This window comes from Pararhodobacter sp., from assembly GCF_034676545.1.
Classification (GTDB): Bacteria; Pseudomonadota; Alphaproteobacteria; order Rhodobacterales; family Rhodobacteraceae; genus Pararhodobacter.
This window is the reverse complement of the sequence record NZ_JAUCBZ010000015.1, coordinates 64,557-84,651: the sequence shown is the minus strand read 5'-3', so window position 1 is coordinate 84,651 and position 20,095 is coordinate 64,557. Positions and strand designations below refer to the sequence as shown.

Here is a 20,095-nt window from a genome sequence, read left to right as displayed (position 1 = left end):
ACATCATCTGAAACCCTGTGGCACATGAGATCGCATGGCACTTTCGTTTTTCTTGCGCGCAATCAGCCGGTTGCGCATCACGCCACCGATCCCCGCGCCGGGGCGATCGGGCGTGGCGATTGTCCTGATCGCCAAGAACGAGGCGCGCCACATCACCGAATGGGCGCAGTTTCATCACCGTGCCGGGGTGCGCCATGTCTTTGTGTATGACAACGCCAGCACCGATGGCACCGCCGAGGTCCTGCGCGCCGCGCTGCCCGCGGATGCCGTGACGGTCGTGCCCTGGGCGCAGAAGCGGTTTCGCACGCAACGAGGCCGCGAGATTCACAATCAGGTGTTGGCCTATGCCCATGCGGCGGTGAATTTCGGCGCCGATTTCCGCTGGTTGGCGTTCATTGATGTCGATGAGTTTCTGGTTCCGGTGACCGCCCGCTCGATCCCCGAGGCGCTGGAGGGGTTGGACGCGCACGCGCATGTCTCGTTGCCGTGGCAGATGTTCGGGCGCTGCGGCAATACCCAGCCGACCGATGGTGCGGTCTTGCGCAATTATCTGCAGCGGGCGGCAGACCCGTTCGCGCTGCGCCACGGGCTGAATTTCAAATGTCTCGTTGATCCGGCGCGGTTGACGGAAATCGGCGTGCATGGCTTTGGTGTGGATGGCAAGAATGAGGGCGTCAATGATGCCGGCCGACCTGCGGCACACAAGGACCGCAAGAACCCCGATTTTGCCTCGCGCGAGCGGCTGCAACTGAACCATTATTACACGCGCTCGGATGCCGAATTGCAGGCCAAGATCAAGGGCGGCGCGATTTCGGACGTCGAGGCCGAAAAACACGCGCGCCGGGTGATGCGCATCGTCGACGCCATCGAGGCCGACACCGTCGAGGATCGCACGGTTCTGGCGTTTCTGGACCGGATTGGTGCCGCGAATCCCTAGGCGTTCGCCGATTGCCCGGGGGCGGTCGTTTCGTGCTTTTCCTTGCGCTGTGCGCACGATATACGGCGGCGTCCCTGATGAGATGGGGCGGTTGTTTGGAGATATCCTCATGGGTTATCGGATTGTCGTAGTGGGCGCCACGGGCAACGTGGGTCGCGAAATTCTGAACATTCTTGCTGAACGGGAGTTCCCTGTCGACGAGATCGCCGCTTTGGCGTCACGTCGCAGCCTTGGGACTGAAATCAGCTTTGGTGATAAAACACTGAAATGCAAGGATCTGGAGCAGTTCGATTTCACCGGCTGGGATATTGCCTTGTTCGCGGTTGGCTCTGAGGCGACCAAGATTTACGCGCCCAAAGCGGCCGCGTCGGGCTGCGTGGTGATCGATAACTCGTCGCTGTATCGCTATGACCCCGATGTGCCGCTGATCGTGCCCGAGGTGAACGCGGATGCGGTGCTGGGCTATCAAAAGAAGATGATCATCGCCAACCCGAATTGCTCGACCGCGCAGATGGTTGTGGCACTCAAGCCATTGCATGACCGGGCGCGCATCAAGCGCGTGGTGGTGAGCACCTATCAATCCGTGTCCGGCACCGGCAAGGAGGCGATTGACGAGCTGTGGAACCAGACCAAGGGCATTTTCGTGCCGGGTCAAGAGGTTGCGCCCTCGGTCTACCCCAAGCAGATCGCCTTCAACGTGATCCCGCATATCGACGTGTTCCTGGATTCCGGCGATACCAAGGAAGAATGGAAAATGGTTGCCGAGACCAAGAAAATCCTGGACCCGGCGATCAAGGTCACCGCGACCTGCGTGCGGGTGCCGGTGTTCGTGGGGCACTCGGAGTCGATCAACATCGAGTTCGAGGATTTCCTGGCCGAGGATGAGGCCCGCGAGATCCTGCGCGAGGCCCCCGGCATCATGGTTGTCGACAAGCGCGAGGCCGGCGGTTACATCACGCCGATCGAATGCGTCGGCGATTATGCCACCTATATCAGCCGTATCCGTCAGGATTCGACCATCGAGAACGGCATCAACCTGTGGTGCGTGTCGGACAACCTGCGCAAGGGTGCTGCGCTGAATGCGGTGCAGATCGCCGAAGTTCTGGGGCAGCGCTGCCTGAAAAAGGGCTAAGCGCCAACCAAAGGCAAAGGGAAACGGGCTGCCTGCGACGGCGGCCCGTTTTCGTTTTGGCCCTACTTTTGGGTCATTTCCCGCAGTTTCTCCATGCCGACCGCGTTTATTTGATCCAGTTGATTGTAGATCTCATAGTCCGGCGCATAGAAATCCAGCATCTCGGCGCGCAGCTCGGGCGACAAGTGCAACGGGGTCTCGCGGACCTCGCTGACGTTCTGACGGGGCAAAGTGCCTGACACTTTCAGGGCCGCGAAAATCTCGGGGATATAGTCGTTCATCCGCTCATAGGGGATGATCACATCTGCCAGATTTTTGCCTTCGGCATCGACAAAAAAATTGCTCTGCAGGTATTTCTTGCCGCCTTCGCGCTGCGTATTCCAGTCGCGGGCGTGCCAGAATTCTTCGAATGTCATATCGGCGCGCAGCGGGCTATCGACGTTGTTTCCCCGGCGATACCGATACCAGGAATTGATCCAGGACAGCGGCTCGCGCATCACGCCGAATTTGAAGAACGTGTCGAAATTGAATTTGGGATTTCGGAACAAAAACCCATACTCGGCCGCGATGGCCCCCAGCTTCATGTGTTTGCGTTCTGGCGATCCCGCCCGCATGATTTCGGCATGCAGGCACAACACGGAGTCAATCGACGTCGATGCGGTTTTGGTGTTCGCGACAAAGACGAACCGTTTTCTTACACCTATCAGCATTCGGGCTATTCTTCTGTTTTGAGGTGAGCCAATTTCTGGCTCATGACACGGGCGACTGAGTCTGGATCGAAGGGTTCGTCCAGAAAGGTAAACAACGGCCGCAGAGCGTCATGGTCTCGGACGTAATCGTTATAATGCATGCGAATTCCGCTGTCCGGATGCTTGGACAGATAGGCGTCAAAGAGGGCCTCGGCGCTGACCAATTGGCTGCGTACCGTGTCTTCCGGGGTCGTGACCCACCAGCCAGACCTTGTGACCTCGCCATGATCGCGGGTGTTGAAAATGAACCGCGCATTGGGGAAGAATGTACGGGCGAAATCGAGTGTGATGTTGAAATTCTTGGGGTTTTGGGCCCAGCGAATCTCTTTGAAACCGCTGATCCGGGTGCCCTCGGGCGGCGACAGGATCTGATTGGTAAACACCTCAGCCAAGGCGCGGCCATAAAGGTCCGGGTTTATTCTTTCGCCACCATACCAAGGGATTGTCGGCGGCGAGGGGCTATCGCGCCGCTGCATCCTGCGCAAATTTGGGTTATTCAGAACAGTATTCCAAGCCAGCGCAAGGGGTTCCAGCGCGTGGGCATTTTCGCCCCGCACGCAGGCCCCATCCAGCGAGTTCAGGAGGTTTTGCATCAGCGTCGAGCCAGAGCGACCGTAAGTGACGACAAACACGAACTTTTCAATTTGCTGAGTTTTATCAGAAATTTTCGGCACCATTTTGGGTCGCTACAATTGTCAGCGTGGCCTTTACCGATATACGCATCCCGGACCCCTGCCAACCCAAAATGCAGCGCCGCGAAACGGGCCTTTACGGCGATGCATGGGAGTGCGAAACCTGCGGCATGACCGTGATTTCTCCTCCTCCTGCTGTGTCGGTTATTGTCGCAGTCTATAACGTCCGGGACCACATCGCCGAGGCTATCGCGAGCCTGCAATCCCAGAGCTTTGCCGATTTCGAGGCCCTGGTGATCGACGATGGCTCACGCGATGGCTCGGGCGAGATCGCGGCGCAGGCCTGGGGCGATGACCCGCGATTCCGGCTGATCCAGCAGCGTAACATGGGGCTGTCGGGCGCGCGCAACACCGGGCTGGCGCTGGCGCGCGGGCAGTTTCTGACCTTTCTGGACGGCGATGATACCCTTGCGCCGGCGTTCCTGGGCGCGCTGCATGCCGCGATCGAGCGCGAGGGCACGGCATGGGCGGCGTGCGGCGTTGATCTGACCTATCCTGACGGCGCGGTGGTGCCGCATACCGCCCTGCACGGGGCAGAGGCCTGGGGCGCGGATCGCAGCCTCGATCTGTCGGATGCCTGCGCTGCGGTGCAGGTTTTTCCCTCGGCCTGGAACAAGCTCTTTCGGCGCGCGGCCTGGGGGGCGCTGCGGTTTCCCGAGGGCAGTTGGTACGAGGATCACGAGGTCTATTGGGCCTTTGCGGCGGCCCATCCGCGGCTTGCCTATGTGGCGCGGCCGCTCTATCGCCACCGGCGCGACCGTGACGGGCAGATTACCGGCACCGACAGCGACCGCGTGTTCGAGCAATTCGCGGTGTTGGAGCGGCTGCGGCCCCTCGTTCTGGGGGGCGGGTTTGACAATGCGGCGACGGGGTTTGCCCGTCTGGCAACGCGGTTGGTGCATGAGCGCGCGCTGGTCGTCAAGGATCGGGCGCGGCGGCGCCGGTTCCTGGCGGCGATCACCACGCATTTCAAGGCTTGGGGCATTGCCTATACGCCGCATGGCGACCTGACGATCAGCCGCGGGCTGGGGCTTGCGCTGGCGGGGAAAACGCCGGTGTCGGTGATTGTGGTGGCGGACCCGGCGCAGCCCGACGCGCTGGCGCGCGGATTGCAGGCCCTGGAGCAGCAAAGCATGGCCGATTTCCAACTGTTGGTGCTGGCCCCGCCTGACGTTGCGGTTCCGGCGCATCTGGCCTGCGGGCAGCCTGTCGAGCGGGTCGATCTGGCGCAGATCGACGCGCTGCAGGGCCGCCTCATGGGGGCGGCGGTGGTGATCTATGCGCCGGGCGAGCAGCCCGTGCCGGATGGATTGATGTGGCTTGTGAACACCTTGGAGGACAGCGGCGCGGCACTGGCTTTTGCGGCCCTTGATCGTGACCGGGGCGGGTTCCATGACGGATGGGTCGATAACCGCGTGGCAGGATGCGACCTGGCCGAGTTGCCGTTTCTGGGCGCATTGATCCCGATGGGCGCGCAGCAGGCGCTGCGGCTGTATCCAATGCTGGGCAATCGGATCATGCGGCCGGACCTGTTGCGGAGTATCCCCGCTTTAGCCGGCAAAAACATGGACCTTTGCGCGGTTCAGGGCGCGGTGCTGTTCAGTGCCCTGGCCACGGATCGCGTGGGCTATACGCGCTTGCCGGTTGCCACGCTGGCGCAAGCGCCAACCGGGACGGCGACGCCGTTGACCTGCGCGATCTGGGCGCGCGCGCTTCCGGCACGTCACGACGCAGACCTGCCTGCGGGTTGGCGCGGCACGCTGTTTTTGCGGATGGTGCGGGCGCAACTGGGTGGCAAGGCCGGGCGTTTGGCGTGGCTTTGGGTGGTGTGCGTGGCGTGGCTGATGGGCTTTGGTCGTGCCGAGCGCGGCGTGGACCCTGACCATGAGTACCCGCGCTGGGTGTACCGGGCCTTGCGGCACCGCTAGCGCGCGGTGCGGTTGCATCGCGGCGCTGAACCCGCCATAAAAGCGCCTAGATTTCCTCGGGCTTCCAAGGCTGTTCCCATGATCCCGTTTCGCACGAGCCTTGGCGCGATCTTCCGATGCGAGGCCGACTTTTCGAGTTGGTGGGCGCTGAATCTCGACTTCTACGACAGCGCGGGCAAGTCGATTTTGTTCCATGTTTCCGTGCGCCGTGATGAGAACCTGATCGTCATCAATCGACGCAGTGCGGCGGGATGGCACCGGGAAATCAGATTTCCACGAGTGTTTCAGCGCCGCCCGGTTTCTGTCGAGATCACCTTTGCCCGCGGCCGTGTGATTGTGTCGGTCGGCGGCGAGAAAGTCGGGCGATTCGATGGAATGCCGCGATTCGATCGTGCTGGGCGATTCTTTTTGCGTCGGGGATTCAAGGATTTACGCAAGATTGCCTTTGTCGATATCGAAGGGCCTATGGTCCATGAAAGCCTCGAGATCGAAAGCCCGGCGTTTGCCATCGCCTATACCGGCATTCCCCGGCTGAACGACTCGCTTGAGGTGGTGCTGCAAGGCATGACCGAGGACTCCTTGCCCAAGGGTTGCAAGCCTGTGTTGCAGATCGAGGGCTTCGAGAGCGATATCCCCGCGGTTCTGCTGCCGCTGGTGTATCTGTTGCCGCAGGATCCGCAACGGCGGCGCGCGCACGAGTTGGCCGCGATTGTGCCCGGTCGGGTATGGGATGCCGGTCTGGACCGGCTGGCGATGACGTTCACCGATGGGGCTGGCGGGGTGCTGGCGCAGATTACCGTGTCGCGTGAAGACCTTGCGGCCCGGATCGGCGGGCTGGCGGACTCGGGCGGGCTGGACTTGAATGATCGCGCGGCCTTGCTGGCCATCGAACACGCGCGCCACGCGGGTCTTCTGCCTTTGCTGACGCAGGACCAGATGCGGGTACTGCTTGCGGTCGCTGATCGGTTCCGGCTGGCGCGATACCTGCTGGACGCCGCCCCCGAGCCCGAGGTCTTGACGCGTGATCTGCCGTCGCTGACGGTTGACGATCAGGGGCAGCGGGTGGAGGCGTTGCGCAACCATGTCATGCAGACCCTGCGCGACGCCCCACAGACCGACGCCATCGCGCTGCTGCGATCGGGGATCGCGGAAAATGCGCTGCGCCCCGAGGCGATCGTCACCTTGCTGACGGCGATGACCGAGTGGTTCTGCCTCAATGGCGGAATGTCGGATCTGGCGCGGCTTTGGCGCGACCTGAACCTGCCGGGATTGACCGCGCCCGAGGCCGAACAGGATGCATGGACAACCTCGGCTTTGCTGCCGTTTTACTATGCGCAGGGTCAATTCGATGCCGTTGCCCTTGCGCTGCGGCAGTTGGCCCTTGTGAGCACAGGCTGGGTCTTGACGCCGAATATCGGCTGGGTGCTGCAAGAAACCGCGCGAAACGCGCCGGATATCGACGGTCGCCTTGCCTCCAGCGCGCAGAAGGAGGCGATTGTCTTGAATGCCGTGATCTGGCTCAAGGCGCGCGCCGGTCAATATTGGGAGCGCACGCCGTGTCGTTGCGTGATCGCGGGGATGGTCGCGTTGCTGTCCCGCGCAGAGATCTTGTCGCCGCACCGCGCGGATGCGTTGCAAGGAGCGCTGTTGCGGACCTATGCGTTGACGCCGTCGTTTTGGGAGGCCGTGGATCAATCGCTCGACGCGCATCGCTGGACCTTGCCGTTGGAATTGCAGCACGCGCGGGCGGCGTTCGACGAACTCCGGGCGCGGCTCGAAAGCGGCGCGACCACCACGCCGGAAGCCCGCCGCGAGATCGAGACGCTGTTGCATCGGTTTCACAAGTGGCGTGTGAAGGGTCGCCAGCACTATGGGCGCGAGTTGCTGGGGCCAGCGGGCGAGAGCCATGAACCCGGCGCGCTGCCCGGTTTCGAGGCCTGCCGCCAGACCGGCATCGACGCCAACGAAGCCGCCTTGCGGTATCTGGCGCACCCGTCGATCACGCGCCCCGACGGACCACCGACTGCCGCGATCTCGGCGGCGGCGGCACAGGGGCTGATTGCGGCGCATCAAGTCGTGGAGCATTCGCCTCAGTATGCGGCGCAGGTCTTGCTGTTCAAACAGGCGCCCGTGTTGCTGGAGCGCCCGGATAAGGTGGTCTTGCAAGATGTCATCAGCGCGATGGAGACCACGGCAAGCGCGCCCGCCCGCTATTTGGGCATCGGTATCGGGCTGATCCTGGCCAACCTCCTGTTGTCGCAGAACCGCGAGGCGGAGGCTGAAACGCTGGTGCGGCGGGTGGTGGATCTGGTGGCGGCCTTGCCCGAGGATTGGATGCGGCAGGAATTGATTGTTGCGCCCGCCCCCGATTTGGCGATGCTCAGGCTGCGAGAGGCGCACCCGGATCACCCGCTGACCGGGCTGGCGCAGGAGGCGCTGGGCCGCTCGACCCATGCGGAATTGTTGCACCCCAAGGCACAGCCGCGAAAGCCGGACACAAACCCGATGCTGGACACGGTGGTGTGCCTGTACACCTGTCGCGCCAATCTGCACACACGGGTGGCGGTGATCCGCGCGGGCTGGATGCGGCTGTTGGCTGATATCGGGGTGCCCTGTCTGATTTTTGTCGGCGGCGGCGAGGGTGAGCGCAACGGCGATATCGTGAGCCTCGATGCGCCCGACGATTATGAGGGTCTGCCGCAGAAAACCCTGGCGATGGTGCGCTGGGTGTTTGAAAACACGCGCTATTCCTACATGGTCAAGGTGGATGACGACTGTTTTCTGGACCCGCAGGCCTATTTCAGCGATCTCGCCTATCAGAAACACAACTATTATGGCCGCCCGCTGATCCGACATCGCGGGAACATGGATCGCACCTGGCATATGGCGAAATCGTCCCATCCGCGCGGGCGGTTGGAACTGGACAAATCGCCCGAACCCTCGGTCTATGCCGATGGCGGATCGGGGTACACGCTGTCGCGGCGGGCAATGGAAGTGCTTTGCAAAATCGCCGAGACGCCGCTGGGCCAAGAGCTGATCCATACCTCGTTCATGGAAGACAAGCTGACCGGGGATTTGCTCAAGATGGGTGGCATCCCGGTGTCGGGCGAAGATTACCGCATTGCGGTGCTGCGCCGCACGAAACCGGGCGGGCCGCTGGTTCCGGCGTGGCAGAACGGGTTCTTGCCGTTTGCGGGCTCTGGCGTGAAGCTGGCGCATCTGGACGGCCATGAAAAGCAGGACGAAGTTCTGGCTGGCAGTCGCACGCCCTGGCCGCAAGCCTACAAGGTGTGGCCCAGTTTTCAGCCGGTCCAACTGGGGTGGAACAGCAACACCCTGGACCTGATCTCGACGCCCGAAAAGCTGGCGGCGGTGAATACCGCGCCGGTCGCGGTGGTTGCCTGTCTGCGCAACGAGATGTTCATGCTGCCGCAGTTTCTGGCGCATTATCGAACGCTTGGCGTGCAGGGGTTCCTGATTGCCGACAATGGCTCGGATGATGGCAGTTTCGAATATCTCGACGCGCAACCCGATGTGGCCTTGTTCGCGGTCGATACCGAATACCGGCTGTCGCATTATGGCGTGGCCTGGCAACAGGCGCTGATCAGCAATTTCCGCGTCGGGCGCTGGTCGCTGGCGGCGGATGCCGATGAGTTCCTGTTCTGGAACGCCGCGCACACGGGGTCGCTGCCCGATCTGGTCAAGGACCTGGACGCCGAGGGGGCCGATGCTGCGCGGATCTTCATGCTGGACATGTATCCGCAAGGCTCGCTGGCGGGTGCCGATTTCAAGACCGCGGACCCGTTCGCGCAAGCCGGGTTCGTGGACCGCGATCCGTTCCTGACGACTTCGGGCGCGCGCGGGCCTTTTTCCAACTCAAGGATCTGGACCAGCGCACTGCGCCACCGGCTGATCCCCGGTTCGCGGGCCGAGCTGTTTGTGGCGCAGAAATATGCGCTGTTGAAATACCAGCCGTGGATGCGTCTGTCGGCCGGGTTGCATTTCGTGGCGGATATCAAACCGTCGCACCGCGAGTTGCTGTTTGCGCATTTCAAATACAACGCGGCCTTCCGCGCCAAGGCCGAAACCGAAGTCGCCCGCCAGCAGCATTTCAACGACGCCGAGGAATACCGCAAATATCTGGCGCTGATTTCCGAGGGGCGCGATGTGGTGTTTGATCCCGAGATCTCGGTGCGCTGGGATCGCTGCGCGTTCGTGCGGGCGCGGTTGACGGATTAAAACAGGGTTTCACGGTCAGGAAAGAACTCGGCGCGCAGCTTTTCGTTGGCGTCGGCGTTGGCCTCGCGGATGCGGAGCGCTTGCGCCTGTGTCAGCGTGACCGGGGTGCCCGGTTTTGGCAGCTTGCGCCGCAGGATCGCGTTGGCCAGCCGGAACACCGGGTTTGGATGGCCGGTTGGCAGATAGGCGGGCAAGCGTTGCGCCAAGCGCCGTGCAAGCGCGATTTCCTCGACACTGAGCGAGGGGTTCTTGCGCGTCGGCGTTGACAGCGGGCCACGGTCAATGCCGGTCACGTCGCAAAAATCATCCAGCAAATCGCCGTTGCGCAGCGCGTCTTTGGCGAACAGGCGCACCGTCAGGTTTTCGCGCCCGACCACCGAGGCCCAGAGCATGGCGCGGTGGTGGTAGTTCATGTGCGGCAGATAGGCGTCGATATGCTGATCAAGCGTGCTCATCTCGCCGCGCCGTATGGCCTCGGAATAGGTGGAGAGCATGAACTCCTCCTGCGCGCGATAATAGACGACATAGCGCACCTGCGTGAAATGCTTGGCGAGCATCTGATGCATCGCTTGCATCCGCTCGGCGGTGTGGAGCCACGCGTGGATTTGTTCGCTGGAGGCGAGATAGGTCTGCTCGGGCCATGTCTTGACACCCTCGCGCAGGCTGTCGTCGAAGCGGTCGACGAACGCCGCCTGACTGGCTTGCCCGCGCACCCCCAGCGCGCGCTGCTTGTTGGGCACCGCCAGCACGCCGCCCGCGCGGACGATACCGGCCAGCCCCAGCTCCATCTGCGCGGTGCGGCGCGGTGACAAGGGCTGATAGCGAATCCCCTGGCGGATCAGCGCGGCGCGGTTCTGCATCAGAAACGACTGGATCGTCGTGGTCCCGGTTTTCTGGGTTCCGATATGGATGATCGCCTTCATGCGGCGGCTTTGTAGAGCGCGATCAGGGCGTCCAGATGTTCGGGCATTTCAACGGGTGGATTGGCGCGCGACCAATACATCGCCGTGGTGGTGGTGCCGTCCAGGATCCGTGTGAGCACATGCGCGAAATCCGCCGTGTCGCCGGCTTTGAACACCAGATCCGGACACGCGCCCAGCTCTTGCGCGCCGCCGCGATCCGAGGTCAGAAGCGGGATATGCCGGGAATGCATCTCGATGGCGACCTGGGGCAGGTTGTCTTCCCATTGCACGGGCACCAGACCGACATCCACGTCACTGAGAAGTTCACGCAGGTCGTCGTGGGTATAGCCGTTCCTGTGCCGCAACGAGGCCAAACGGGGGGCGACCTCGGCCATCAGGCGAATGGCTTCGGCGTCACCGGTCCGGGCGGCGACGGTCAGCCGCACACGGCTGGCGATCTTTGGCGGCAAGGCATTGAGCGCGCGCATCAGGAAATAGAACCCCTTGTCGCGGCGCATATAGCCCAGAAACGCCAGATGAATGGTGCCGTCGGGGCGCAGAAAGCTGTCGCGCGGGTGGGTATGGTGCCACTGCTCCGCCTCGCGGGTGCCGATGTAGCGGGTCAACGCGATGCTGTGATCAATGCCGTAATGCACGGCGATCTGGCGCACCCGGTCCGAGACGCAGACCACGGCGTCGCAATGGGTGTTGATCAGCGCCACCATGCGACGGCGGCGGGCGCCAAACGCGGCGGCAGCCTCGGAGAGCGGGGCTTTGGGGGCGGGTCTGCGCGAGGCGGGCTGCGGCGCGATGGTGTCGGATGTGATGGCGTGCGGCGCCGCGGCGGTTGATGGCGTGACGGTTTGGTTTGGCGGCACCGGGGCCGCCGCGGCGCGGCGCGTGTGTCGCGCGTGCAAGACGGCGCGCAGTTGGCGCCAGGCAAAGCCAACCGAGGGGCGGAACAGCTTTTCATAAAACGCAGTGCCCGGCCCGGCACCGATGCGCGACAGGGTCCAGCCCATGGCATAGGCAACCCGCACCGAGCGCGGCTCTGGCTTGGCGGGCAGGCAGGTGGTGCAGCGCGCGCCGCCGTCGAAATCGCTGCAATGGCGCAATTCGCTCTGCCACAGGTTCACCTGCGGGCAAATCGGGTAATAATTGTGCAGCGACAGGATGAATTTCGTGTTCGGCCAGCGCGGTTTGAGGGCCAGGACATGCGCGGGCAGGCCTTCGAGATTGTTGAAATGGATCACATCCCAGGGGCCGGTCTTGTCCACGAAAGCGGCAAAGGCGGCTTCGGTTTCCGGGTGATCCAGCTGTGCCGCGCCGCCGAATTCTGCATGTGACGGGGCCAGGATGCCGGAGTTGACCATGCAATATCGCGGGCTTGCGCCAGCCTCCAGGGTCACGACATGGGGCTTTCGACGATGCAAATCATGCGCAAGCCCGGCCGACAGAAACGCCGTTTCAAAGCCGCCACGCTGGGCGAGCCCGTCGATCACGTTGCGCTGGTAGACACTGACGCCGCCGCCGCGATTTTCCGCATCGCGATAATCGGCCCAGTTGTAATACAGGATCCTCAAGGCGTTTCCCCCGATGGCTCATCGTGGGTCGCTGGATTTTCCAAGGCATGGAGACGCCGGCCCATCTCGCGCATCTGTAACCGCACCGACGCCAGTTCGCCGCCCAGCAAGGCGACCAGATCGCTCATCCTGCGGGCGTCATCCGCCAGCGGGCGCGGCAGGTCCTGAATGAGTTGCGCGGTATCCAGGTTTGCGTGCGGCAAGTCCGCCAAAGCCGCGATCCCCGCTTTCGAGGCGTCGCGGATGGTGTCAAAATCCGTTTCCGGCCGGTTGGGTTTGGGCGCGGTCTCGGCCTCGAGGTTTTTCGTGGCGCGGGTGACGGCCCAATCAATCATCGGGTCGGGAAGATTGGCATGCAGATAGGCGCGCTTCAGGTCCACGACCCGATCATCGAGCCGCGGGTTCGGATCGCGCGGCGGAATGGTCATGGTCGGCAGGAACTCGCATCCGATCGCCGAGAGGAAATCAATGAACAGGGCGTTGTCTTGGCGCAAATCACGGTGGAAATGCCGGATCGTCACCTGTTCCGCGCCAAAAATTTCGATCCACGGCTGCAAGGCGCGGGCATAATCCCAATGGATGCGTTCCATGCCCGACTGCACACAGGTGTCGAAGTTGCCATGTTTGCTGCCCAGCTTGACCAGTTGGTTGTACCAGGCGTGCAGGTGGCTGTTGGGGGATCGCAGATAGGCCACAATCTTGACCGGGATGTCGGGCGCCGTGGCGAAAATCTCGCGCAGGCGGGTCACGGCGGCGGGGTGTTCGCCGATGCGCATGAATTCCTCGGTGCTGACAAGCAGGGATTGCCCGTCGTCAAGCGCGCGCACGACCTCGAACAACTGCGTCCAGACTTCCTCGGCGCTGTTTTCCGATTGGAACATCCGGTCGACGCTTTTGACCCCGGCCTCGGAGAGCAAGGCGTACGCCAGCATCGAGTGCTTGTTGAGATGTTGCGGAAAGGGCGAATACACCACGCCCTGACGCTCCATATCTTTCAGATTGTCCATGCAGAATTCCTGCAGCGCCGTGGTGCCGGTCTTGAAATGGCCGATGTGAAGGATAAGCGTCGGTGGGGTCGTCATAAATTCAAACTTTTCCAAATGACTCACGGATCATGCCATGAGTTCCTCATGCCGTGCGACGGCTTCGGCCAGGTCCGTGAAATAGGTCAAATGCCCTTGGTGCAGCAAAATCGCCGCATCGCAGAACTCGCGCAGTTCGTTCAGATTGTGGCTAACAAGAATGGCGCTGGATGTCTTCATCCGATCCGCAAAGACCTGGCTGCTCTTGCGGCGAAAGCGTCGGTCACCGACCGCAGTCACCTCATCGACGAGATAGGTGTCGAACGGGATGCCCATCGAAATGCCAAATGTCAGGCGGGATTTCATACCCGCGGAATAGGTCCGGATGGGCATATGAAAATGGCGGCCGATTTCGGCGAAATCCTGAACATAATCCGCCAGTTCGTCGGTATCGACGCCGTAGACGCGGGCCAGGAACCGGGTGTTCTGCGCCCCGGTGAGATCGCGGTTGAAGCTGCCGCCGAAGCCGATCGGCCAAGAAATGCTGCCATCGCTCCAGACGCTGCCGGAATCGGGGCGCATGGTGCCGGCAATCAGTTCGAGCAGCGTCGATTTGCCCGCACCATTGCCCCCCAACAAGGCCAGGGATTTGCCGGTGGGCAAGGTCAGCGTCAGGTTGTCGATGACGGGCGCAAAATGATTGCGCAGCCAAAACCCTTTGCTGAGTTGGTCGAACTGTATCATCGCCTGATCCCGGCCCCGATCCTGATGCGCTTGGGTCAGCCTCTATCGCGTAGGCTGTAGTATATCAACGTGATGGCGGCCCAGATCAGGATCAAGAAGATGGCACATAATATTATGGTCAATTTCCGCTGCGGAAATTCGGCGCTCTGTGCCAGAGTCGGGCGGATATAGGTTGCGACATAGAGGCTTTGGCGCTGGATATTGGAGCGCGCGGCGTCAAGCGCGGTCAGCGACGCCGTATAGGTGCGTTCGGCAAATTCCTGGTTGACCATCAGGCTTTCGAACTGGGCGATCAGGCGCGGATAATCGGTGTCGAACACCGTGACATCCTGCGTGGCAAAATTCAGACGCTCCGAACTGATGCGTTCCTGGATCACCTCGATCCGGCGTTCCGCTTGCCGCACGCGCGGGTCGGTCTCGGCGGTGGTTTGCAACAGCAGGTCATGGTCCACGAGGGCCTGCGCCAACTGCTGTTGCAGGTTGTTGATCACGCCCATCCGCCCTTGAATATCGGCCTGCGGGTCAACAATCTGGGTGCGTGCCCGAAAGGCTGCCAGTTCCTCGCGGGCGCTGCGCAGACGCTCGAGGGCGGCGTCCAGATCGGCATTGGCCATCGCCATGCTGTCCGTGCGCGCCTGAGCGTTCAAGTCGTTGATCATGCGTTCGCTCTCGCGGACGACGGTGCGGGCGATATCCTGGGCGAATTGCGCCGAATTCGCCCGGATTTGCACGTCCATCAACCCGGTCCCGGAATCGAAGGAAATGCGCATGATCCGACCCCAGAACCACAACAGGTCCTCGATCGTGGCGTCGGGCCAAATCGAATAGACCGGGTCAGTCGCCCAGTTTTCCGAGAAATGGGCGCGGATATCCAGTTGGGCTTGCACGCGCTCGACCATATCCTGACTTTGAATATAGGCGTAAAGCACATTCGCATTTGACGAGCTGCTGCCGCCCACCAACGCGGAAAGCCCCCCCGCAAGCTCTGTCGCAGAGCTGGTTTCCTCACTGCGGACCGTGAAGCCGGTATTCGACGCATAGCGATCGCTGGCAAAAGCATAAAGATAGATCGTGACGACCAGTATCGGCAGCATCACGAACACGACAAAACCCAGCCGCAGGCGGCGATGCCGGGGTTTGATCCGTGCGGGCCGTGCCGGCGGGCGGACAGGCGACGGGGCCGGCCGATTGGGCTGCTTTTGTTGCGCCGGTCGCGCCACTGGTTGCATTTGGTCCTGTCCCCTGGCCTGCAGCGATTGCAGTTCTGCTTCCGCCTTCAATCGTGCGGCGCGTCGCTTTTTCTTTTGAGCGGCGTCTAGTTGGGCATCATCCACACGGCTCTCCAAAGGATTATTTGCGTGATCAGGTGGTTTTCTACATATTCGCCGCTGCAAAGACCAGAAAAAGGAATCATCGCTGATGGACGCCGACGCTTTTGCGCCGAATGGTGCGCGGCCTTATGCCATGACGCGCAGTTTTCCGGCCTCTCGGACGATTGCGGCGCTCATGCTGCGTGAGATGAGCACCCGGTTTGGCCGCCAGCCCGGCGGCTATATCTGGGCAATCCTGCAACCCCTGGCCATGATCGTGTTGATGGCGATGGCGTTCGCGGTGCTGGCGCGGGTGCCCTCGCTGGGGGTCAGCTTTATCCTGTTCAAGGCCACCGGCATGATGATTCTTCAGTTGTTCGTTGTGCCGGCGCGCATGGTTGGAAGCTCACTGAGCTATTCGCGCGCGCTGCTTTCCTATCCGGGCGTGACCTGGATCGACGCGGTGCTGGCGCGATTCCTCTTGAATCTTCTGGTCACGATCATCGTGACGATCATCATTCTGGCCGGCGATATCTGGATCGAAGGGGTCAGTTTGATCCTGGATTGGAACATGATCCTGAGCGCGGTTGCGTTGACCGCCTTGATGGCTTTTGGATTCGGTGTTTTCAACGCCTTCATGATGGAACGGTTCGACGTCTACGGAAACCTGTGGCAAATCCTGACCGGACCGCTGATGTTGGTGTCGGGCATCCTCATTTTGTTCGATGACATGCCGCAATTTGCGCAAGATATCCTGTGGTACAACCCGCTGGTGCACACCGTCGGGATGATGCGCGCCGGGTTTTATTCCGTGTATGAACCGCAATATGTGTCCGTGACCTTCGTGCTGATCTGCAGCATGGTGCCAATGGTCTTGGGGCTTGTTCTGTTGCGGCGTCACAACCGAGAGCTGCTTATTCGCTAACGGTGGCGTCCTGCACGATGGCCAGCACGGCGGCGTGCGGCGTTGTTGTCCGCCCGAGCAATCCGTCGCGCAGTGCCAGTGCGAACAGACGCAGGAAACGGCGACGCTCGCCGGGGTAGTGGCGCAGCTTCAGCAGCCATCTGGGCACATACAGCAACAGCACCGGGACAAAGAAGATCCCGGTGGCGATGCGGTACAGGATCAGCAGGTTGCGGTGGTAATAATAGACCTTCCACAGCGGACGGATGCGCGGGTCGGCGACGGAATAGGTTGAGCTGTCATGCTCGAAGCGGACCGAGGGATCAAACCCGATGCGGTGCCCGGCGCGGGTCAGGCTCATGGTATAGATCGCGTCGTCGCCATAGAGAAACAACCGCGGGTCTGGATAGCCGCGCTGGTTGATGGTGCGGGCGCGCACGAAAAAGCCGACGAAGGACGCCCCGTCGACCGCGCGCAAGCCGGGTGTCGCGAACTCCTTGGGGCCAAGATGGAACGCCCCCCGGCCGCCGCCCAACAGGGTCCGGGCCAGCACTTTCTTGTGCCAGAATGGATTGTAGGTTGGCCGGTTCATCTCGCAGATCGTGCCGTCCGGGTGGCGCACCGCGGCGGCAAATCCGTCATAGCCGGTCATATCCAAGGCGTGAAACGCGGCAAAGGCCCCCGGTTCCGGGCGCGCATCGTCATCCATGACGACGATCCAATCGGGCGACAGGGTTTCCATCGCGTGCCGCATCCCCAGCGCAAAACCGCCCGCCCCGCCAAGGTTGTCGGCACTGTGCACAACCACCAGCCGCGGGTCTTGCTGTTGCGCCAGCCAATCGGCGGTGCCATCGGTCGAGGCGTTGTCGACCACCAGCACCGCGGCCAGATCGGCACCGGGCTGGGCCAGCAGCGCGCGCACCGTGGTCTGCAACTGTGGCAGCCGTTGATGTGTCACCACCGCGGCAACCAGACGTTCCCGGGTGATCTGTGTGTCGGTCAGGGTCATGTCGCGCCTCGTTCGATCTGCCTTGCTAGGCCATGTTCTTGCGGCGCTGTCAAACCCTGAGACCCTGCGTCTGGTGGCGGGTCGGGCCGTGTGGGCCGTGAAAATGCAGATCAAATGCAAGGTGAAAGCCGCGTTTTCGCCATGTTTTGACCCCCCGATCGGCCACCACCGACAGCGAGTGTAAACGCAGGCGAACAGGAGGCTGGTATGCGTTTGCAACTGCGTGAAACAATTGACACTGGCGAGTCGCTCTTGGACCGGGGCATCAAGGATATCGCTGTCACGGTTATCGATGGTGTGGTGCATGTGTTTTCCAGCACGGGTCGCAACGGTGGGTTGGCGGCCTATCAGTTGGATGCAAATGGCAATGCCACGATGACAACGACCGTGATCTTTCCGCCCAACCTGACCCTGTCGGCCAGTGATCGGCTGGTGTTCGCCGAGACCGACTCGGGCGTTGTCTTGTATGTCGGGGACACGGCGCAGGGGCTGTTCGGCTATGGTGTGAACGCACAGGGGTTGACCGACGGTTCGCAAATCAATTGGGCACAAGTGCAGGCGATGGTCGATGGTGGCAACCTGACCATGACCGAAGCCATGGTCCTGCTGGCCGATCAGGCGCCAAGCCTGTTCCCGACCGGCTTTGATTGCTCGCAAGTTGTCGATCTGGTCAGTGTCACGATCAATGGGCAGGTCTATGTCCTGACCGCCAGTGAACTTGACAATGAAATCACCGCGTTCCGGGTCAATCAACAGACCGGGGAAATGACCGAAACCGGCGTGATGGGGGCGCTGCAAGGGCTGGGGATCGACGCGCCAACGGCGATGGATGTGGTCGAGATCAACGGCCAGAACTTTGTTGTCGTGGCCTCGGCGGGAACCTCGTCGCTCTCGGTGTTGCGGGTCACAGAGGACGGTCGGTTCGTGCCAACGGATCATGTTCTCGACAACGGTACAACGCGGTTCGAAGGCGTGCAGGATGTGGCCATTGCGCAATCGGGCGACCATACATTCGTCGTGGCCGGAGGCGCGGATAATGGTGTGTCGTTGTTTCTGCTGCTGCCCGATGGATCGCTGATCCATCTGCAGACCATCGCGGATACCGGATCGACGTCAATGCACACCGTGACCGCGATCGAGGTTGTGGTCGATGGCGATCAACTGCACGTCTTTGTCGGCTCGCAAAACGATGCGGGCCTCACGCATTTCACGCTGGACCTCTCGCGGTTGGGGGATTTGCAACTTGGCACCACAGCTCAGGAAACCTTGGTCGGCGGCAGCGGTGACGACATCCTGATCGCCGTCGGGCAAGGCGACCGCCTGACCGGGGGTGCCGGAGATGATGTGCTGGTGGCGGGGGATGACCGCACCACACTGACCGGTGGTTCCGGCGCGGATACCTTTGTCATTGGCGACGGCAGCGGCACCAGCACAATCACCGATTTTGAACGCGGCGGCGACCGGTTGGACCTGTCGGATTTGCCCATGTTGCGGGACCTGGCGCAACTGACCTTCACGACAACGGCAACGGGCGCGCGCCTTGAGTATCGGGGACATACGATCACCATTAACTCGGCCGACGGACAGCCGCTGCGCCCATCCGACGTGTTTCCAGATGGTCTTGCAGGGGGGGATCACTTTGATTTTTATCCGCCCGATGATGTGGCACCAGACCCAGACCCAGACCCAGACCCAGACCCAGACCCCGATCCAGATCCGGGCCCAGACCCCGATCCGGACGGCTATGACAGACCGGGGCCGAGGCCACCAGAGCCCGGCCCCCACGGGTTGGACCTGAACCCTCGTGAGGGCGCGGGACCAACCAATTTGACGCCGGGGCAGACCTATAGCGGAAACCAGTACCGCAACATTCTGCGTGGCTCGGACGGCGACGATACGCTCAAGGGGTTTCGTGGCAACGACGAGATCTATGGCGGCGACGGGCATGATTGGATCGAAGGCGGCGCCGGCAGTGACAAGATCATGGCCGGAGACGGCGCCGACACCGTTTACGGGGGCGGTGGAAAAGACGTCATATACGGTGGCGGTGGCAATGACTACATCTATGGCGAGGGCGGCAACGACCTGATCATGGGTGGCAACGGGAATGACACCATCTTCGGGGGCGCCGGCAACGATCAGCTTTGGGCCGGCGCGGGTGACGATGTTGTCTACGGAGGCGGCGGCACCAACCGGATCGGCCTGGCGGACGGCGACGACTGGGCCATGGGCGGCTCTGGCAGTGATCATATCTTCGGCGGCTCTGGCAACGACACAATATTTGGCGGGGTCAGCAATGACACGTTGGGCGCAGGCAAAGGTGACGACTATGTCGAAGGGGGCGGGGGCAACGACCTCATGTTTGGCGGCTCTGGCAATGACTGGCTGGACGGAGGCTCGGGCGACGACACCATCTGGGGCGGCGACGGCGATGACGTCATCTATGGCGGCGACGGCGATGATGTCCTGCGCGCCTCGGTAGGCGATGATACGATCTATGGCGACGCGGGTGCCGATGCCATCTGGGGCGGCGGTGGCAATGATCTGATCAACGGCGGCGCCGGGGATGACTGGCTGAGCGGCGAAAGCGGTGATGATTTCATCTATGGTGGTGCGGGGAATGACACGTTGCGCGGCGGGCAAGGGACCGACGCGCTATGGGGTGGGAGTGGCGCAGACGTGTTTGAATTCTTTGGCGATCACGACACCGGCTGGATCATGGATTTTGACCCGGCCGAAGGCGACCGTCTGCGGCTTGATGACGCGATGTGGGCGTCATATGGCACGCTGACATCGGCGCAGGTGGTCGAACGGTTCGGATCCGTGGATAGCGATGGCAATATCGTGCTGGACTTCACCGACGTCGGCGGTGCGGTAATCGTGCTGGACGGATTCAACGATCTGGACGGGTTGGTCAACAGCCTTGAATTCATGTAAATACTGC

General features: G+C 62.0%; 14 protein-coding genes. 6 read left to right on the top strand and 8 right to left on the bottom strand.

Annotated elements, in window-relative coordinates:
* Window positions 1-34: 34 nt before the first annotated feature.
* On the top strand, window positions 35-937 hold the full coding sequence (locus VDQ28_RS03745; RefSeq protein WP_323034661.1) for a glycosyltransferase family 92 protein: 903 nt from the start codon (window positions 35-37) through the stop codon (window positions 935-937).
* 109 nt (window positions 938-1,046) lie between these two features.
* Window positions 1,047-2,069 carry an aspartate-semialdehyde dehydrogenase gene (locus VDQ28_RS03740; RefSeq protein WP_323034660.1) on the top strand — a complete coding sequence of 341 codons (1,023 nt, stop codon included), beginning with the start codon at window positions 1,047-1,049 and terminating at the stop codon, window positions 2,067-2,069.
* Window positions 2,070-2,131: 62 nt separating this feature from the next.
* On the opposite strand, the gene VDQ28_RS03735 is transcribed toward VDQ28_RS03740, so the two are convergent.
* Both VDQ28_RS03735 and VDQ28_RS03730 read right to left on the bottom strand, forming a co-directional pair.
* A complete protein-coding gene (locus VDQ28_RS03735) occupies window positions 2,132-2,779 on the bottom strand; it encodes a sulfotransferase family 2 domain-containing protein (RefSeq protein WP_323034659.1) in 648 nt (215 codons plus the stop codon).
* A 5-nt stretch (window positions 2,780-2,784) separates the two neighbouring features.
* Entirely contained in the window at window positions 2,785-3,450 is a 666-nt protein-coding gene (locus tag VDQ28_RS03730; protein ID WP_323034658.1) for a sulfotransferase, read from the bottom strand.
* A 113-nt stretch (window positions 3,451-3,563) separates the two neighbouring features.
* Here VDQ28_RS03730 and VDQ28_RS03725 point away from each other — a divergent pair, with 113 nt between their 5' ends.
* Both VDQ28_RS03725 and VDQ28_RS03720 read left to right on the top strand, forming a co-directional pair.
* On the top strand, window positions 3,564-5,438 hold the full coding sequence (locus VDQ28_RS03725) for a glycosyltransferase family 2 protein (protein ID WP_323034657.1): 1,875 nt from the start codon (window positions 3,564-3,566) through the stop codon (window positions 5,436-5,438).
* 78 nt (window positions 5,439-5,516) lie between these two features.
* Window positions 5,517-9,677, top strand: coding sequence for a glycosyltransferase family 2 protein (locus VDQ28_RS03720; RefSeq protein WP_323034656.1), 4,161 nt, complete (start codon window positions 5,517-5,519; stop codon window positions 9,675-9,677).
* Here the strand turns inward: VDQ28_RS03720 and VDQ28_RS03715 are convergent.
* Genes VDQ28_RS03715 through VDQ28_RS03695 form a run of 5 tightly spaced genes read right to left on the bottom strand, consistent with a single transcriptional unit; the run spans window position 9,674 to window position 15,022 of the window.
* Window positions 9,674-10,600 (bottom strand): hypothetical protein, encoded by a 927-nt coding sequence (locus tag VDQ28_RS03715; protein ID WP_323034655.1) that lies wholly within the window; start codon window positions 10,598-10,600, stop codon window positions 9,674-9,676. The genes VDQ28_RS03720 and VDQ28_RS03715 overlap by 4 nt on opposite strands.
* Window positions 10,597-12,162 carry a glycosyltransferase gene (locus VDQ28_RS03710; protein WP_323034654.1) on the bottom strand — a complete coding sequence of 522 codons (1,566 nt, stop codon included), beginning with the start codon at window positions 12,160-12,162 and terminating at the stop codon, window positions 10,597-10,599. Before VDQ28_RS03710 ends, VDQ28_RS03715 begins: the two co-directional genes overlap by 4 nt.
* Window positions 12,159-13,244, bottom strand: a complete 1,086-nt coding sequence (locus tag VDQ28_RS03705) for a hypothetical protein (protein ID WP_323034653.1) — start codon at window positions 13,242-13,244, stop codon at window positions 12,159-12,161. Before VDQ28_RS03705 ends, VDQ28_RS03710 begins: the two co-directional genes overlap by 4 nt.
* Window positions 13,245-13,274: 30 nt before the next feature.
* Window positions 13,275-13,928 carry an ABC transporter ATP-binding protein gene (locus VDQ28_RS03700; protein ID WP_323034652.1) on the bottom strand — a complete coding sequence of 218 codons (654 nt, stop codon included), beginning with the start codon at window positions 13,926-13,928 and terminating at the stop codon, window positions 13,275-13,277.
* A gap of 35 nt (window positions 13,929-13,963) precedes the next feature.
* Window positions 13,964-15,022 (bottom strand): sugar transporter, encoded by a 1,059-nt coding sequence (locus tag VDQ28_RS03695; protein ID WP_323034651.1) that lies wholly within the window; start codon window positions 15,020-15,022, stop codon window positions 13,964-13,966.
* A 325-nt stretch (window positions 15,023-15,347) separates the two neighbouring features.
* Here VDQ28_RS03695 and VDQ28_RS03690 point away from each other — a divergent pair, with 325 nt between their 5' ends.
* Window positions 15,348-16,163 carry an ABC transporter permease gene (locus VDQ28_RS03690; protein ID WP_323034650.1) on the top strand — a complete coding sequence of 272 codons (816 nt, stop codon included), beginning with the start codon at window positions 15,348-15,350 and terminating at the stop codon, window positions 16,161-16,163.
* Here the strand turns inward: VDQ28_RS03690 and VDQ28_RS03685 are convergent.
* Window positions 16,153-17,151 carry a glycosyltransferase gene (locus VDQ28_RS03685; RefSeq protein WP_323034649.1) on the bottom strand — a complete coding sequence of 333 codons (999 nt, stop codon included), beginning with the start codon at window positions 17,149-17,151 and terminating at the stop codon, window positions 16,153-16,155. The two genes, VDQ28_RS03690 and VDQ28_RS03685, sit on opposite strands and share 11 nt — an antisense overlap.
* A 207-nt stretch (window positions 17,152-17,358) precedes the next feature.
* On the opposite strand from VDQ28_RS03685, the gene VDQ28_RS03680 reads away from it, so the two are divergent.
* Window positions 17,359-20,088: a beta-propeller fold lactonase family protein gene (locus VDQ28_RS03680; RefSeq protein ID WP_323034648.1), complete on the top strand. Its 2,730-nt coding sequence runs from the start codon at window positions 17,359-17,361 to the stop codon at window positions 20,086-20,088.
* The last annotated feature ends 7 nt before the right edge of the window (window positions 20,089-20,095 follow it).